Source organism: Xenorhabdus sp. KK7.4, from assembly GCF_963876465.1.
GTDB lineage: Bacteria > Pseudomonadota > Gammaproteobacteria > Enterobacterales > Enterobacteriaceae > Xenorhabdus > Xenorhabdus stockiae.
Genome location: NZ_CAWNQF010000133.1, coordinates 25657 through 43267, shown reverse-complemented (window position 1 = coordinate 43267; position 17611 = coordinate 25657). Strand labels below are relative to the sequence as shown.

General features: G+C 44.0%; 14 protein-coding genes and 1 other RNA gene. 10 read left to right on the top strand and 5 right to left on the bottom strand.

What is annotated here, in order from left to right:
• Nucleotides 1-13 precede the first annotated feature (13 nt).
• The 5 genes from aceF to mscS all read left to right on the top strand — a co-directional run bounded on the left by aceF (nucleotide 14) and on the right by mscS (nucleotide 8024).
• A complete protein-coding gene (gene aceF / locus AACS90_RS21105) occupies nucleotides 14-1861 on the top strand; it encodes a pyruvate dehydrogenase complex dihydrolipoyllysine-residue acetyltransferase (protein ID WP_099121380.1) in 1848 nt (615 codons plus the stop codon).
• A gap of 202 nt (nucleotides 1862-2063) precedes the next feature.
• Nucleotides 2064-3491, top strand: coding sequence for a dihydrolipoyl dehydrogenase (gene lpdA, locus AACS90_RS21100; RefSeq protein ID WP_099121379.1), 1428 nt, complete (start codon nucleotides 2064-2066; stop codon nucleotides 3489-3491).
• A 428-nt stretch (nucleotides 3492-3919) separates the two neighbouring features.
• Nucleotides 3920-6517 carry a bifunctional aconitate hydratase 2/2-methylisocitrate dehydratase gene (gene acnB, locus AACS90_RS21095; RefSeq protein WP_099121378.1) on the top strand — a complete coding sequence of 866 codons (2598 nt, stop codon included), beginning with the start codon at nucleotides 3920-3922 and terminating at the stop codon, nucleotides 6515-6517.
• Nucleotides 6518-6681: 164 nt separating this feature from the next.
• Nucleotides 6682-7053, top strand: coding sequence for a YacL family protein (locus AACS90_RS21090; RefSeq protein ID WP_099121377.1), 372 nt, complete (start codon nucleotides 6682-6684; stop codon nucleotides 7051-7053).
• 98 nt (nucleotides 7054-7151) lie between these two features.
• Nucleotides 7152-8024, top strand: a complete 873-nt coding sequence (mscS, locus tag AACS90_RS21085; protein ID WP_099121376.1) for a small-conductance mechanosensitive channel MscS — start codon at nucleotides 7152-7154, stop codon at nucleotides 8022-8024.
• A gap of 126 nt (nucleotides 8025-8150) precedes the next feature.
• On the opposite strand, the gene AACS90_RS21080 is transcribed toward mscS, so the two are convergent.
• Nucleotides 8151-10037, bottom strand: a complete 1887-nt coding sequence (locus tag AACS90_RS21080) for an enterotoxin (RefSeq protein ID WP_099121375.1) — start codon at nucleotides 10035-10037, stop codon at nucleotides 8151-8153.
• 350 nt (nucleotides 10038-10387) lie between these two features.
• On the opposite strand from AACS90_RS21080, the gene argO reads away from it, so the two are divergent.
• Nucleotides 10388-11011, top strand: coding sequence for an arginine exporter ArgO (gene argO, locus AACS90_RS21075; RefSeq protein WP_099121374.1), 624 nt, complete (start codon nucleotides 10388-10390; stop codon nucleotides 11009-11011).
• A 218-nt stretch (nucleotides 11012-11229) separates the two neighbouring features.
• The gene (locus AACS90_RS21070; protein WP_099121373.1) at nucleotides 11230-11958 is read left to right on the top strand and encodes an oxidative stress defense protein; all 729 of its coding nucleotides are present in this window, start codon (nucleotides 11230-11232) and stop codon (nucleotides 11956-11958) included.
• Here AACS90_RS21070 and AACS90_RS21065 read toward each other — a convergent pair.
• Nucleotides 11955-12860 (bottom strand): LysR family transcriptional regulator ArgP, encoded by a 906-nt coding sequence (locus tag AACS90_RS21065; protein ID WP_099121372.1) that lies wholly within the window; start codon nucleotides 12858-12860, stop codon nucleotides 11955-11957. The two genes, AACS90_RS21070 and AACS90_RS21065, sit on opposite strands and share 4 nt — an antisense overlap.
• Nucleotides 12861-13055: 195 nt before the next feature.
• Between AACS90_RS21065 and rpiA the strand changes: the two genes are divergently transcribed.
• Both rpiA and serA read left to right on the top strand, forming a co-directional pair.
• The gene (rpiA, locus tag AACS90_RS21060; RefSeq protein ID WP_099121371.1) at nucleotides 13056-13715 is read left to right on the top strand and encodes a ribose-5-phosphate isomerase RpiA; all 660 of its coding nucleotides are present in this window, start codon (nucleotides 13056-13058) and stop codon (nucleotides 13713-13715) included.
• Nucleotides 13716-13985: 270 nt separating this feature from the next.
• A complete protein-coding gene (serA, locus tag AACS90_RS21055) occupies nucleotides 13986-15227 on the top strand; it encodes a phosphoglycerate dehydrogenase (RefSeq protein WP_099111390.1) in 1242 nt (413 codons plus the stop codon).
• Nucleotides 15228-15297: 70 nt separating this feature from the next.
• Here serA and AACS90_RS21050 read toward each other — a convergent pair whose 3' ends face one another.
• The 3 genes from AACS90_RS21050 to zapA form a co-directional block, all read right to left on the bottom strand.
• Nucleotides 15298-15894 (bottom strand): 5-formyltetrahydrofolate cyclo-ligase, encoded by a 597-nt coding sequence (locus AACS90_RS21050; RefSeq protein ID WP_099121370.1) that lies wholly within the window; start codon nucleotides 15892-15894, stop codon nucleotides 15298-15300.
• Nucleotides 15895-15944: 50 nt separating this feature from the next.
• Nucleotides 15945-16129, bottom strand: a non-coding RNA gene (gene ssrS, locus AACS90_RS21045) — 6S RNA.
• Nucleotides 16130-16338: 209 nt separating this feature from the next.
• Nucleotides 16339-16644 carry a cell division protein ZapA gene (gene zapA / locus AACS90_RS21040; RefSeq protein WP_086955933.1) on the bottom strand — a complete coding sequence of 102 codons (306 nt, stop codon included), beginning with the start codon at nucleotides 16642-16644 and terminating at the stop codon, nucleotides 16339-16341.
• 374 nt (nucleotides 16645-17018) lie between these two features.
• Between zapA and AACS90_RS21035 the strand changes: the two genes are divergently transcribed.
• Nucleotides 17019-17594 carry a YecA/YgfB family protein gene (locus AACS90_RS21035; protein ID WP_099121369.1) on the top strand — a complete coding sequence of 192 codons (576 nt, stop codon included), beginning with the start codon at nucleotides 17019-17021 and terminating at the stop codon, nucleotides 17592-17594.
• Nucleotides 17595-17611 lie beyond the last annotated feature (17 nt).

The following is a 17611-nucleotide window of genomic DNA, read 5'->3' as shown; positions in this document are numbered from 1 at the left end:
GAGGTAAAGATTAATGTCTATCGAAATTAACGTGCCTGATATTGGTGCAGATGAAGTTGAAGTTACCGAGATTCTGGTGAAAGTTGGTGACACAGTAGAAGTAGAACAGTCACTGATCACTGTTGAAGGTGACAAGGCTTCTATGGAAGTTCCTTCTCCACAGGCGGGTGTGGTTAAAGAGATCAAAGTTACAGTTGGTGACAAAGTTGAAACTGGCAAACTGATTATGATCTTTGAATCCGCAACTGGTGCAGCAGAAGCAGCACCTGTACAGCAGGAAGCGGCTCCGACAGCAGCGCCTGTTGCAGCTGAAAGCAAAGAAGTTGCTGTACCGGATATCGGTGGTGATGAAGTTGAAGTTACCGAAATCATGGTAAAAGTCGGTGATACCATCACTGAAGAGCAATCTCTGCTGACTGTTGAAGGTGACAAGGCTTCCATGGAAGTGCCTGCGCCATTCTCAGGTACTGTGAAAGAGATCAAAATCGCGGTTGGCGATAAAGTAAAAACTGGTTCTCTGATCATGGTATTTGAAGTTGCAGGTTCTGGTGCAGCGCCAGCTCCAGAAGCAGCGCCTGCGGCATCTGCGGCAAAAGAAGTTAATGTACCGGATATCGGTGGTGATGAAGTTGAAGTTACCGAAATCATGGTAAAAGTGGGTGACACCATTGCTGAAGAGCAGTCACTGATCACTGTTGAAGGTGACAAGGCTTCCATGGAAGTGCCTGCGCCATTCGCAGGTACTGTGAAAGAGATCAAAATCGCGGTTGGCGATAAAGTAAAAACTGGCTCTCTGATCATGGTATTTGAAGTTGCAGGCGCAGCACCTGTGGCAGCACCTGCAGCGGCTCCGGCTCCTGCGGCTGCACCTGCGAAAGCAGCACCAGCTCCGGCTGCGGCTAAGCCAGCAGAAGGCAAAAATGAGTTTGCAGAAAATGACGCCTACGTTCATGCAACTCCGGTTATTCGCCGTCTGGCTCGTGAATTCGGTGTAAACCTGGCTAAAGTTAAAGGTACTGGTCGTAAAGGTCGTATCCTGCGCGAAGACGTTCAGGCTTACGTGAAAGATGCGATCAAGCGTGCTGAAGCTGCACCTGCGGCTGCGGGTGGTGGCTTGCCTGGTATGCTGCCTTGGCCGAAAGTTGATTTCAGCAAGTTTGGTGAAATCGAAGAAGTTGAAATGAGCCGTATCCAGAAAATCTCCGGTGCAAACCTGAGCCGTAACTGGGTAATGATCCCTCATGTTAACCTGTTCGATGAAGCGGATATCACTGAAGTTGAAGAATTCCGTAAACAGCAGAACAAAGAAGCAGAGAAGAAACAGCTGGGCGTGAAAATCACTCCGCTGGTATTCGTCATGAAAGCGGCTGCAAAAGCACTGGAAGCAATGCCTCGCTTTAACAGCTCTATCTCTGAAGATGGCCAAAAGCTGATCCTGAAAAAATACGTCAACATCGGTATTGCGGTTGATACGCCTAACGGTCTGGTTGTTCCTGTATTCAAAGATGTTAACAAAAAAGGCATCATGGAACTGTCAAGAGAACTGGCTGAAGTTTCCAAGAAAGCTCGTGCTGGTAAGCTGACTGCTTCCGACATGCAGGGCGGCTGCTTCACCATCTCCAGCCTGGGTGGTATCGGTACAACCGGCTTTGCACCAATCGTGAACGCGCCAGAAGTGGCTATTATGGGTCTGTCCCGTTCTTCTATGAAGCCGGTCTGGAATGGCAAGGAATTCGTTCCTCGTCTGATCCTGCCAATGTCTCTGTCTTTCGACCACCGTGTGATCGATGGAGCTGATGGTGCTCGTTTCATCACTTATATTAATCAGTTGATGAGCGACATTCGCCGTCTGGTGATGTAATGCAAAGGCCGGTGAATAGCCGGCCTAATAATTACGACAGTGATGGAAATTTTATACTTGTATCTGACAGGTTGAGATTTCCGTCACGTTAACGCGCTTTTCAGGTTATTTACAATTCTGTAAACTGCTCGCGGTGTGTACGTCCCGGTGGAATATGGTTTTTTTTCGTCTGACCCGCCGGACAAACAATTAAGAGGTCATGATGAGTACTGAAATTAAAGCCCAGGTAGTGGTGCTTGGAGCAGGCCCAGCAGGGTATTCTGCTGCTTTTCGTTGTGCAGACTTAGGTTTGGATACCGTTCTGGTTGAGCGCTACTCTACTCTGGGTGGTGTTTGTCTTAACGTTGGTTGTATCCCATCTAAAGCATTGCTTCACGTTGCTAAAGTAATTGAAGAAGCAAAAGCGCTGGCACAACACGGTATCGTGTTTGGTGAGCCACAAACTGATATCGATAAAATCCGTCTCTGGAAAGAAAAAGTTATTTCCCAGTTGACAGGTGGTCTGGGTGGCATGGCTAAGGGCCGTAAAGTTAACGTTGTTAACGGTGTTGGTAAATTCACAGGTGCTAACACTCTGGTAGTTGAAGGCGAGAATGGCGCAACAACGATTAATTTTGATAATGCCATTATTGCAGCGGGTTCACGCCCAATTCAGCTGCCATTCATTCCGCATGATGACCCTCGCGTATGGGATTCTACTGATGCGCTGGAGCTGAAAACAGTTCCGGAACGCATGCTGGTTATGGGCGGCGGTATCATCGGTCTGGAAATGGGCACTGTTTATCACGCTCTGGGTTCTCAGATTGACGTGGTTGAAATGTTCGATCAGGTTATCCCTGCTGCGGACAAAGACGTTGTTAAAGTATTCACTAAGCGTATCAGCAAGAAATTCAATCTGATGCTGGAAACCAAAGTGACTGCTGTAGAAGCCAAAGAAGATGGTATCTACGTAACAATGGAAGGTAAAAAAGCACCGGCAGAACCTCAGCGTTATGACGCAGTTCTGGTTGCTATCGGCCGTGTACCAAACGGTAAACTGATCGATGCTGGTCAGGCAGGTGTTGCTGTTGATGAGCGTGGCTTTATCAATGTTGATAAGCAAATGCGTACTAACGTACCTCATATCTTCGCTATCGGTGATATCGTTGGTCAGCCAATGCTGGCACACAAAGGTGTTCATGAAGGCCATGTTGCTGCCGAAGTTATCTCCGGTAAGAAACATTACTTCGATCCAAAAGTGATCCCATCCATTGCTTACACCGAGCCAGAAGTTGCATGGGTTGGTCTGACTGAGAAAGAAGCGAAAGAGAAAGGCATCAGTTACGAAACTGCAACTTTCCCATGGGCAGCTTCCGGTCGTGCAATCGCATCTGATTGTTCAGATGGTATGACTAAACTGATTTTCGATAAAGAAAGCAACCGTATTATCGGTGGTGCTATTGTTGGTACTAACGGCGGCGAACTGCTGGGTGAAATCGGTCTGGCTATCGAGATGGGTTGTGATGCAGAAGATATCGCTCTGACTGTTCACGCTCACCCGACTCTGTACGAATCAATCGGTATGGCTGCTGAAATGTACGAAGGCAGCATCACTGACTTGCCAAACCCTAAGGCAAAGAAAAAGAAATAATGCATTAGATTTTGCGTTATTTTTGCAGTGAATATAGGCGGCTTCTATTGTAGAAGCCGTTTGTTTTATTTTTTCGTTAATTGGCTCTTGCATGGAGAGTCTGCTGTTTTCCTCATCTAATTATTTTCATAAATATAAATAGAGATAAGAGGTTTTCAGGACAAAACATCAACAAATAGTATTTAAATCTTAAATACACACTTTATGCACCTCTATCCAGAACTTTACTGCACTCCAATGTTGATTTTATGTGAATGAATTAACATGCCATTCAAATTTTGGTATGCTAATTGCCCGAAGCTCGGCATAATTTTGATGTTATGTGAGCAAATCCTCTGACCTGGCATCCCTGATGGTCATTTCATGGTGATCGTTACCGGGTGCAGACAGCCGGGCATATAAAAGACAATGAGAGCGAGGAGTTAGTCGTGCTAGAAGAATACCGCAGGCACGTAGCCGAACGTGCAGAGCAAGGCATCGTCCCTAAACCATTAGACGCAGCTCAAGCAGCCGCGCTGGTCGAATTACTGAAGAACCCACCTCAAGGTGAAGAAGATTTCCTGCTAGATCTGTTGACTAACCGTGTTCCCCCCGGTGTTGATGAAGCCGCTTATGTAAAAGCGGGTTTTCTTGCTGCAATCTCGAAGAGTGAAACGACTTCACCACTTATTACACCGGAAAAAGCGATTGAATTATTGGGAACCATGCAGGGTGGGTACAATATCCATGCTCTGATTGACGCTCTCGATGATGAAAAACTGGCACCCATTGCCGCTAAGGCCCTGTCTCACACGTTGCTGATGTTCGACAGTTTCTATGATGTGGAAGAAAAAGCGAAAGCAGGTAATCCACATGCCAAACAAATTATCCAGTCATGGGCAGATGCAGAATGGTTCCTGCAACGCCCGGCACTGGCTGAAAAAATTACTGTTACGGTCTTCAAAGTCACTGGTGAAACTAATACAGATGACCTTTCCCCTGCACCAGATGCGTGGTCACGTCCTGATATTCCATTACATGCGTTAGCCATGCTGAAAAATGCCCGTGAAGGGATCGTGCCTGATCAGGCTGGTGTTGTTGGCCCAATTAAGCAAATTGAAACACTCAATGAAAAAGGTCATCCTCTGGTCTATGTAGGGGATGTTGTGGGAACTGGTTCTTCCCGTAAATCTGCTACAAACTCCGTTTTGTGGTTTATGGGTGAAGATATCCCGTTTGTGCCGAATAAACGTGGCGGCGGTGTTGTATTGGGTGGAAAAATTGCGCCAATCTTCTTCAACACAATGGAAGATGCTGGCGCATTGCCGGTTGAGGTTGATGTATCCCGACTGAATATGGGAGATGTGATTGATATCTACCCATATAAAGGTGAGATCCGTCTTCATGATACCAATGAAGTACTGTCAACTTTTGAACTGAAAACAGATGTACTGATTGATGAAGTACGTGCCGGAGGCCGAATTCCATTAATTATTGGCCGTGGCCTGACAACCAAAGCCCGCGAATCTTTAGGGTTGCCATACAGTGAGGTTTTCCGTCAGGCAAAAACTGTTGAGAAAAGTAACCGGGGTTTCACACTGGCACAGAAAATGGTTGGCCGTGCCTGTGGTACTACCGGGATCCGTCCGGGAGAATATTGTGAACCGAAGATGACTTCTGTTGGTTCGCAGGATACAACCGGGCCAATGACCCGTGATGAGTTAAAAGATTTGGCCTGTCTGGGTTTCTCCGCGGATCTGGTTATGCAGTCATTCTGCCATACTGCGGCTTATCCAAAACCTGTTGATGTGACGACCCATCATACATTACCTGATTTCATCATGAACCGTGGCGGCGTATCTCTGCGCCCGGGTGATGGTATTATCCACTCATGGCTGAACCGTATGTTACTGCCGGATACCGTAGGTACAGGCGGTGACTCCCACACCCGTTTCCCTATTGGTATTTCTTTCCCTGCGGGTTCTGGTTTGGTCGCATTTGCAGCGGCAACGGGAGTTATGCCGTTGGACATGCCGGAATCTGTATTAGTGCGTTTTAAAGGGAAAATGCAACCGGGTATCACTTTGCGTGATCTGGTTCATGCCATTCCTTACTATGCGATTCAGCAAGGTTTATTAACCGTAGAGAAAAAAGGTAAGAAAAATATTTTCTCTGGCCGTATTCTGGAAATTGAAGGTTTGCCAGAACTCAAAGTTGAGCAGGCATTTGAACTGGCAGATGCATCTGCCGAACGTTCTGCGGCGGGCTGTACGATAAAACTGGATAAATCACCGATTATTGAATACCTGCAATCCAACATTGTTCTGTTGAAATGGATGATTGCAGAAGGTTACGGCGATCGCCGGACGCTGGAACGCCGTATTATTGGTATGGAAAACTGGCTGAAAGATCCTCAGTTACTCGAGGCGGATACAGATGCAGAATATGCCGCAGTGATTGAGATTGATCTGGCTGAGATCAAAGAGCCTATTTTGTGCGCCCCCAATGATCCGGATGATGCTCGCCTGTTATCAGATGTTGCTAACAGCAAAATCGATGAAGTGTTTATCGGCTCCTGCATGACAAACATTGGTCACTTCCGTGCTGCCGGTAAGTTACTCGATCAGCATAAAGGCCAGTTACCAACTCGTCTGTGGGTTGCTCCGCCAACTAAAATGGATGCGGCTCAGCTAACTGAAGAAGGCTATTACAGTGTCTTTGGTAAGAGTGGGGCGCGTATCGAAATTCCTGGCTGTTCATTGTGTATGGGTAACCAGGCTCGGGTTGCTGATGGTGCTACGGTGGTTTCTACTTCCACACGTAACTTCCCGAACCGTTTAGGTGCAGGAGCTAATGTTTATCTTGCTTCTGCGGAACTGGCGGCTGTTGCTTCATTACTGGGTCGTCTGCCAACGCCTGAAGAGTATCTGCAATTCATGGAGAAAGTTGATGAGACTGCTGCAGATACATACCGCTACCTCAATTTTGATCAATTGAACGAGTATACTGAAAAAGCGGATGATGTTATCTTTCAAACTGCCGTGTAAAAAAGTATATTGTTGAATGAATAAGGGAGGCGGATGCCTCCCTTTTTTGTGCCTGATTTTTGTGGCAGATTTTGTGTCAGTTTGTGGGCTGGCTCTGAGGTGGGAGCATCGGAAATGTTTAAAATCCGGATGTGATTGAGATAAGTAAAATGTGGAGGTATGTGATGGAATATGAATTTATGCAGGATATCACTGGTCAGGTTACAACGCGTTTTTCAATGGATCATGAAGCTATTGGTCATTGGCTTAATGAGGAGGTGAAAGACGATTTGAGCATATTAGATAAAATAACCTCAGCGTTGATAGAAATAAAAGGCAGTGCACGCCAGTGGCAGTTGAATGGTCATGAATACACACTGTTAATGAATGAAGAAGAAATCATGATAAGAGCCAATCAACTCCAGTTTGATACTGAAGAGATGGAAGAGGGTATGAGTTACTACGATAACGAAAGTCTGGCATTTTGCGGTACAGATGATTTTATCGATATGCTGGCAAATTATAGAGACTTTGTTTTGCAAAAAAATAAAGGGTAAGTGGTTATGTTCAATCCATGGCCGCTTTCTGCCATAATTTCTATTCCATCGCTTTCGTGTTCATGTAGATAGGTTCCAACAAAAAAAGGTAGGCTTTTATGGAAGAGATCAATCTGTCCGGTGAGATAGATAAAGCAACACATTGGCTGGTCAATAATCAAGAAATACTGATCCAGTATGCAATGAATATCGTATTTGCCATTTTAATTCTGATCGTCGGTCTGTCTATTGCCAAGCTGGCATGCAAGGCAGTGAAACGCGTTATGTCGTTACGTGGTGTTGATACGACTATTTCTGACTTTTTATCAGCCATAATTCGTTATGCCATTATCGCGTTTACTATCATTGCCGTTCTCGGAAGGTTAGGGATCCAGACTGCATCTGTAATTGCGGTTATTGGTGCTGCCGGTTTAGCTGTTGGTCTGGCATTACAGGGTTCATTATCAAATTTTGCGGCAGGTGTGCTGCTGGTTATTTTCCGCCCGCTTCGTGTTGGTGAGTATGTCATCATTGGGTCAGTGGAAGGGACTGTTGTACAGGTACAGATTTTCTCTACAACATTACGTACAGCAGATGATCGTATCATTGTTATCCCTAATGGAAAGATTATTACAAATAATATAATCAATACCAGCCGTGAACCAAACCGCCGTACTCAGATTATGGTCGGTGTGGCATATGACGCAGATATTGATGAAGTTAAGAAAGTATTGGGTGATGTTATTCAAGCGGATAACCGTATTCAGCATGACAAAGGTGTAACTATTCGGTTGCATGAAATGGCACCTTCATCACTTAATTTTATTGTACGTGTATGGACAACCAATGGTGATGCCTGGAGTGTTTATTGGGATCTGATGGAAAACTTCAAGCGAGCTTTAGATAAACATAAGATTGGTATTCCTTTCCCACAAATGGATGTTTATCTTCATCAGCAGCAGATTGCTTTGCAGAAGAACACAGACAATTAACCAAAACTTTTGATGTAAGAAAGAATTGATGTGAGAAATACTTGGTGTGAGGAATAGATACACTCACACCAAGTCAGAGTTTGCTTAAACGGCATTTAAATTTTTAATCAGAGAAGTCGGTGTTGTTTACTTCATAGGTACGGCTTCAAATACAAGCATTTCCAGCGGTTTTAGTGTCACGGTGACAGCTTTGGTATAGTTTTCCGGTACAGTGGCGTTATTGCCGTATACGGGGATTAGTCTGAAATGCGAGGTTTCTCCTCGCGGAATTTCAAAATCTTTTGCCATATCCAGGTAATATGTTTGTGCTTTATCTGACGGATTGCGAAGACCGAGAATTGCTTTACGTTTATTCCATGATGCCCAGCCGTAAACTTTCAGTGCATGAGGATCGCCGCCTATCCAATGGCTATCTATCAGTACATCTGAATTACTCTGTGACCACTTAGCCGCTTTCGCCAGCGTATCCCATTTGGCCTTATTCAGCATAGACGGTGTGATATATAGCTCCTGTAGCTGTGAGCCGGTGGCGAAGTAGCTCCAGACCTGATCGGCGAAATCGCCATCCGTTTGCACCTTCTCCAGCCCATCATAGGAGCTTTTCGCGCTGACGATGCCGTGGTACATCAATGAATTAAGCGGTAATAACGGACTCTTTTTCACAATCGAGCGATAAGTTTCTGCATCACGGTAAGTGACCCATTTCTGAGCTGGTGAACCTTTACCGTCTAAATTGATATCAGCACCCTGACGCCAGATAGAATCGGCGTAGAATAGCCAGGAAGGGCTGGCAGTGGTACCGGTTGTCAGGTTGATGAACAGATCCTTGTTAGCCGCTCGCATATTATTAATGAGGGCAATCGAGGCATCGAAATCGGAAGCAAACGGGCTACCTTCAATATGCGAATCGGCGTTACCCATACCGTCCAGCTTGAAGGAAGTAATGTGTTCATTTTTGATGAGGTTGAGAACTTGGGCGTTAAAGCTTTTGAAATAATTTGGACCGGAGAGAGCGAGCTTTCCATCAGCTGTTTCAAAACCATACTCTTTGGCATGCGAGACGCGGATTTGGCCTGATCCACCATAGCCGCCCCACGGGGAAAGCCACAAACCTATTGAACTGTGCAGGCTGGCTGCTTTGTTTCTAACGGTATCGAAATGGCTGAAGGCCGGGCTAAACAACCATCTGCCAGTGAGGTCATCCCAGCCATCATCCAGTAGAAAGGCATCAAGTTTCACACCACGCCCGGTAATGAATTCTTTATTCCACTCATCTATCCGTTTCAATACATCTTGTTCGGTGTAAGCGGAGCCAAAGCCTATATCCATCCAGCTATTGTAGTGTAGATAGGGTTTATATGGACGTGGACGCAGTGCGTTGATCAGTTGGTTAACACTGCGGCGTAGTTGATTGGTTTCCGGAAAGGTGCCAAGGAAGATAGTGTAGCTGAGCGGAATTTTAGGCTGGATAGCCATTTTCAGCTCGACGTTCAGACTACTGCTTGCTTCATGGACATTGGTGTTCACAAAAGGTTTTTTGGGCAGAATAACAAATGGGTTGGCAATGATTGGTGAGCTGTTGATTTCTCCATCAATATAAGGTGTCGGAGATTGCTGCTTAGTTGGGAAGAAGGTGATGCTAGTAATTTCTCTGGGCTTACCTACCGCAGCGATAGTGTAATTAATGCTGGCATATTTCTTTTTCAGCATGCTCAGTACGACGGTGACGTTAAAATCCTTGTGAGAATAATCAATCTTAATTGCGTTATCCAGTTGCTCTATATGTTTGATTTTAAAATCAGAGGTATGAATCACATCTTGATTTGGCAGCGTTAGAAAAAAGAGTTCCTGTGATGTGATCTGGCGGTGGAACGGTTTATCCTGAATCGTAACTACAGACTTCGGCTCTTCAAACGAGATCTTAATATTGTCGTTGGTCAGGACATAATTTGCGGCAAAAGCGCTATTCGAAATAAGCAGACTAAGTAATGAAACTTTTGTGATATTTTTCATAGGAGTGCTCTTTATTTTTATTTAGAAAAAGAAAACATTTCAGTAATTGAAATAAGAATAAAAAATGAAAAATGTTTTTTAGCTTGGCAGCTGCGTTCATGTTCAAATAAAAATAAACCGGAAGGGGAAGAGTATGTCTCTATCCCCCCTTATCAAAGGCTATATGTAGCATGGTGTACTTCAACCGTCTGTCACACGCGGAAGGAAATAATCAGGCGGACTGCTTACCTGCTTAGTGCTTTATTAATTTTATTAATGATGAATAAGAATAATTAATTTTTACTAATGAATGTATATGCCTAATATGCAGATAGACCTTATTTTATTGAATAATTATTAGGAATTTCTGCATGTTTTCGACGTTAATTCAGGGCTTTTTTCTAAGTGCTGCAATGATCATCCCACTTGGACCACAAAATGTTTTTGTGATGCAGCAGGGCAGTAAAAAACAATTTCATCTGATGAGTGCCGCATTATGTGCCATCAGTGACATTATTCTGATTATGGCTGGGATCTTTGGAGGAAGTGCTCTACTTGGGCAATCTACTTTTCTGTTACAGGCGGTGACATGGGGAGGCGTTGCATTCCTCTTATGGTATGGATGGGGGGCTTTTCGGGTCGCATTATCTGCGAACTTTACACTTTCTAATAAAGATGTGGTTGTTCAAAGCCGCTGGCGGATTATTGTGACATTATTTGCAGTCACCTGGCTGAATCCTCATGTTTATCTGGATACCTTTATTGTATTAGGTAGCATTGGAGGTGGATTATCAGCTGAGTTGAGGCCGTGGTTTACTATCGGTGCAGTGACTGCCTCTATCAGTTGGTTTTTCGCATTGGCGATACTCGCCGCGTGGTTTTCTCCAATCCTTAATCAACCGCGTTCTCAACGGATCATTAATCTGTTTGTGGGATGCGTAATGTGGTACATCGCATGGAATTTATTGAAACAGGGATTACAGATTTTTAATTAACTGAAACAATTCTTTATAATTTAAACAATTCTTTATAAATAGTGTGCTAATGTTTCTGAAAATTGCTTGTCTTACTGTCTATTGGGATCTTCTAGCCTATTAGATTGTTACAGGTTATTAGAGTCTGACCAAAATGCTTATTTATTTGCTGTATATCCAGTTTGTTTCGAGTTAACAGTGGCTTGAAAGAGGGTGGGTATATCCGAAAGGAGGTTTTAGTGAAACGTAACTCACTGATATTTGCTGTTATGCTGGCTGTAGGCTGTATGTCAGTTTCAGCGGCGGAATTACCATCTGTCCCACATATATCTACTTCTGGTAGTGCAACAATCAAAGCAGCCCCGGATATGGCAACTCTGATGATTCATGTCAAAGTGAGCCAGAAAAGCGCGACCGAGGCCAAGCATAAAGTTGATGCACGTGTCGCCAAATATTTTGATTTTTTGAAGGCGAGTGGTATCGATAAAAAGGATATTAATGCGGCTAATATCCGGACTCAGCCAGAATATCAATATGATCAGAAAAATGGTAAATCAACCATTATAGGGTATAGCGCATCTCGCTCAGTTGAAGTCAAAGTACATAAATTGGATCAACTGAATCCGTTGCTGGATGGAGCTTTGAAAGCAGGACTGAATGAAATTAATTCTGTGCAATTCAGCGTTGCTGATCCTCAGCTATATCGTAGTGAAGCCAGACAGAAAGCGATCGCAAATGCGATTCAACAGGCAACTGAACTGGCAAAAGGCTTTAACAGTAAGTTAGGTGCTGTATATAGTGTCACTTATCGTCCCCCTGAAGCTGTACCTTATCCAATGAATAGACTGCAATTAAGGACAACTCAGATGGCCGCTGCGCCAGCAGGGGATTCAGCAGATGAAACTTATGAACCACAAAGCATAGAGTTTTCTGATCACGTTGATGCAGTTTTTGAATTACAGCGTTAATTAATCTCATCTTCCTGACGTAACATCTGGCGCCCAAGTTTTAACAGGGCGTCAGTGACTTTTCTCATTGCACTGCTTTCTGGGGCAAACCGGTGCCAGTAAAGCATACGGCGCTGGTATAGCCCGGGTGTTAAATCAACTAATTCACCTGCTTTTAGTTCTCTGTCAATTTGTAAATGAGGGATCATACAGCATGTTGTGCCTTGTTTTGCTAATTGAACAAAGGCTTCAGATGAGTTAACGATATGGCAGGGCACACTACCCGGCGATAAATCAAAATACTGCTGTAAAAAGGCCTGATGCATATCATCCAGATGATCAAATGCAACCGCCGGAGCTTTCAATAATGCAGAGCGTGTCACTCCATTAGGGAAAAAGCGATCGGCAAATTTAGGAGAAGCGACGAAGAGATAATCGAGAGCGCCTAATTTATCCACCAGACAGCTTGGCAATGGTTGTGACTGAATACTGATGGCACCGACAACTTCCCCGCGTCTCAGGCTTTCCTGTGTCCGGGTTTCATCTTCCACCTGAATATTGAGCCGGATAGGTAAATCAGAAAGCACCGGATGGAGTGCGGGTAAAAGCCAGGTAGCCAGACTATCTGCATTGACCGCAAGAGAAAGTAGCAGCGGAGTTTCATTGCCATTCTCATCACCGAGCCATTGTGCTTCGAGTAATTCCACCTGATGTAATAACGCCAGCAATTTCTGTCCCTGCTCTGTAGGACGGGGCGGAACAGTACGCACTAAGAGTGGTTGACCAAATAAGTTTTCTAATTGCTTGATACGCTGGGATACGGCGGATTGAGTAATACAAAGCTTTTGGGCTGCACGTTCGAAGCCGCGTTCGCGGATCACGGCGTCTAACGCCTGTAAGGATCGGTAATCAGGACGTTTCATTGAAAATCAGGCTCTCCGTTTGTCATTAACTCTTCGATTATTCTGGAATGGTATTTATTCTAGAATGATATTGTGTGCCCAAAATATTTTTCGGTCTAGGTAGCACTATGCCATATTTTTTCACAGGGTAAGATAAAATATTGTTTATACTGGCAGCTGGATTTTTCTTGTAATTGATTATAGGCAGTGATTGATATGACACAGGATGAACTGAAAAAAGCGGTAGGCTGGGCAGCGCTGGAATATGTTAAACCGGGAACAGTTGTGGGAGTAGGCACCGGTTCAACGGCATCTCATTTTATTGATGCTCTGGGAACAATGAAAGATCAAATCGAAGGTGCGGTATCCAGCTCGGAAGCATCAACTGAGAAATTGAAAAGCCTTGGCATCCCTGTGTTTGACTGTAATGAAGTTGACTCTTTAGACATTTATGTTGACGGGGCTGACGAAATTAATGCTCAAATGCAGATGATTAAAGGTGGTGGTGCGGCACTGACCAGAGAGAAGATCATTGCTGCGGTAGCAAAGAAATTCATTTGTATTATTGATGAATCCAAACAGGTTGACGTGTTGGGTAAATTCCCGTTACCTGTGGAAGTGATTCCGATGGCTCGTTCTTATGTTGCCCGTGAGCTGGTAAGACTCGGAGGAACACCGGTTTATCGTCAGAATGTTATCACTGATAATGGTAACGTTATTTTAGATGTTCACAATCTTGCCATTCTGAATCCTATCGAGTTAGAAAATAAAATTAATGCTATTGCAGGAGTAGTAACGGTAGGCTTGTTTGCGAATCGTGGCGCGAATGTCGTGCTGGTTGGCAGCTCCAACGGAGTGAAAACGATTACAGAGTAACCGCTTGCGAAGGGCAGAATATTCTGCCCTTAAAAAATTTTCTGACTTTTTCAAAAAATAAAATTTAGAGATATATATTGTATTATTGATTAAATCTTCCTCAAAATCCTGATTTTACCTTGTAACGAAACCCTTTACTTTGTGTAACAACTTTTTTACTGTTTCTTATGCTGTTTTACAGGCAAACGATTATATTGCTGTTGACGTTTTTTTTGTTATTTTAGTGAAATCTATCGGCATTATGAAAGTTAGTACAACTAGGGCGGGTAAATGGTTAAGGTATCTTTAGAAAAGGAAAAAATTAAGTTTCTGCTGCTGGAAGGTGTTCATCAAAGCACAGTCGACAATCTGCGGGCAGCAGGGTACAGCAATATTGAATATCATAAAGGGGCATTAGAGCCGGAAGAGCTGAAAGAAGCTATCCGTGATGCCAAATTTGTTGGGATCCGTTCCCGTACTCAGTTAACTGAAGAAATTTTTGCGGCGGCGGAAAAGCTGGTGGCAGTCGGGTGTTTCTGCATAGGTACTAATCAGGTTGATCTGAATGCAGCTGCAAAACGCGGTATTCCCGTATTCAACGCCCCATTCTCTAATACACGCTCAGTGGCTGAAATGGTATTAGGGCAGCTGTTGCTGCTGTTACGCCGGGTTCCTGAAGCTAATGCAAAGGCCCATAAAGGTATATGGAATAAACAGGCTGCGGGCTGCTATGAAGCACGTGGTAAAAAACTGGGCATTATTGGTTACGGTCATATCGGCTCACAGCTAAGTGTTCTGGCTGAAAGTATCGGCCTTAATGTTTATTTCTATGATTTGGAACACAAACTACCACTGGGCAACGCTCAGCAGGTTCATCACTTATCTGAATTGCTAAACATGAGTGATGTTATCAGTCTGCATGTTCCTGAAACTCATTCAACCAAAAACATGATTGGTGCAGCAGAATTAGAGCTGATGAAACCGGGCTCGATTTTGATCAATGCATCACGTGGCACGGTGATTGATATTCCTGCACTGACTGAAGCGCTGGAAATCGGGCACCTTTCTGGTGCTGCGATTGATGTTTTCCCTGAAGAGCCGGCAACAAACAGCGAGCCTTTTGTCTCACCGCTAATCAAATTTGACAACGTATTGCTGACGCCTCATATCGGTGGTTCTACACAAGAAGCACAACAGAACATCGGTTATGAAGTTGCAGGTAAACTGGTTAAATATTCTGATAATGGTTCTACATTATCCGCAGTAAACTTCCCGGAAGTTTCATTGCCTCTGCATGCGAAGGATACCAATCGATTACTGCATATCCACGAAAATCGCCCGGGTATCTTAACCAGCATTAACCAGGTTTTCACCGATCAGGAAATCAATATCGAGGCACAATATCTGCGTACTGAAGGCGATATGGGTTATGTTGTTATCGATATTATGACGCAAAATCCGGCTCAGGCGGAATTAGTCCTGCAACAGCTAAAAGCTTTGCCTGGTACTATTCGCTCTCGTATGCTTTACTAACTTAAATGATATAAGGGCTATAATAATAGCCCTTATGCATTGAAATTTAAGTATAAATAATTTTCAGCGGTTATACCCAGCGCCATGTTTTTTCTGGAGTAATTATTTCGGGTAAAGGAATATCCCAACTTGCGCTGGGTAATGAGTCAACCAATTGAAAATTATGTGCTAACCCAATCGGATAAAATTTTTGCTGTTGCCATTTGGCAAGTGTTCTGTCGTAGAAACCTCCGCCCATCCCTAAGCGCTGCCCGCTACGATCAAAAGCAACGAGCGGAATAAACATAATATCCAGCTCAGAAACAGGTAAAACCTGCCGGATATCCAGTGGCGGTTCTTCTATCCTGAATTGATTCCGGATGAGAGGAGTGTCAGGCTGATAACGAAGAAACAGCAAATGATTCCGACTGAAAGGGTGTAATACAGGCAAATAGACCTGTTTATTTTGTTGCCAGAGTTGCTGAATCAACGGGCGTGTATCTAGTTCACCATCAAAAGAGAGATACAGGGCAATTTTTTTTGCTTGCAGGATTTTAGGGTGTTCCATAACCCGCTCAGCTGCCTGTAGGGCGAATCGCAATTGTTGTTCAGGGGAGAGGTTTTTACGTAGTTGACGAATGTCTTGTCTGATGCTTTTTCGAAGAGAGAAAAAGGAATCTGATTGCATAGTACCTGCCTATTAAAGTAGTGCAGAAAAGGATACAAAACAGATAGATAGGGTTCTCCAAGATGCCGCTGCAGGTGGTAACCCTTGAACCCTTGGTTCAAGGTGAACATGGTGTCGCCCCTATTAGGCTTCTTGGACTAGCCAAGCATGCTCACAAGAAACGGAGCACCACATTCTATCAGATATGAAATATCGGCTCAGGGGACATCCCCGCTCACGAACACCTCAGAGAAATTTTTTATTACTTTAAACTAATTAGCCAGGAATCTTCAATCAGAACCTACCCATTTAGTCTTAAGTAATATCATGTAGCCTATTGTATGGAACTAAATGGAGAAAGCAACTGCTTATGTTCATCTATCGTGACTACTGCCTGATTTCTAAACAAGGATAAGTCTACTGACGATATAAAGCTGGCTAATTTCGGGTTTTTGTTACTTTGCCCTAACTTTTGTTACCTTGCTCTAACAGTGCCTGCTCAATCGTCTGCTGAAGCATTTTAATTTTTTGTTCCATATTATAGGCGTAATCACGGGTTTTCATTTTTTCCTGTGCCAACTCGTGACAGATATTCAGCGCCACAATAAAAACCAGTTGCTCAGTGTTAGTCACTCTGGTGCGTTCTTTGAGGTTATGCAAACGCTGATCAAGTTCATCCGCAGCAGCCTGCAATGCTTCTATCTGCTCTGGTGGACAATTGACACGTAATGACCGCCCAAAAATCTGAATATCTACTGGTTGTGCAGACATGACACCTTCCTGATTTATTACTGTGCCGATACCTTAATTTTGACATACACCCTTTATACCCTTCGTCTTTCAAGTTGCCTCTTTGTTGGCTGCGCTCACTCACCCCGGTCACATAGTTAGCTATGCTCCCGGGGATGAGTTCCCTTGCCGCCGCGACGCAACTCGAAATCCATTGGGTATATCTTTCCAGATTCCAGAGCGGTAGTAATCTGGAAAAATAAAGGGTGTAAAAACATATTCTGGTATAAAAGTAAGGCCGACACCAATCATTACCGTGCAATACCAAAAAACAACCTGATTATGTTGTCTGGTATAGCGACTCCCCTTGATGGTAGCATAGCATGAACTTATATCGCCAACGATGATCAATATACATGTCTATACAAAACTCATTACCTAATTATCAGTCATTTGATGAAATTTTGCATCAACAGTCCGTAGCTTTAACTGCCGCGGAAATGCACGGTTTAATCAGCGGGTTACTGTGCGGTGGAAATCACGACAGTAGCTGGCAGGCTCTTGTCCATGATCTTGCCAATGACGGTCTGGCATTTTCACAGATCCTCGCGCAGCCAATCAGAGAATTGTATGAAACAACCTTCGAGTTATTGGATGACAGTAATTTCCACTTTAATTTACTGCTTCCTGATGATGAAGAGGGTATTTTTGCATGTGCCGATGCGTTGGCAGGTTGGGTAAACCACTTCTTGTTAGGGTTAGGCGTAGCTGATCCTAAGTTAACAGAAAGAAAAGAAATTCAGGAAGTTATTACGGATTTACGTAATATAGGGATGCTGGGATATGACGAAAGCGAAGATCAGGAAGAGTTAGCTCAGGCACTGGAAGAAGTACTGGAATATGTTCGTGTTGCAGTGCAACTCTGCTACATCGCACTGGCGACACCTAAAAAAGCAGGCAATACCAAAAACGAAAAACCAACGCTGCATTGATTGGTGATTAATTAATA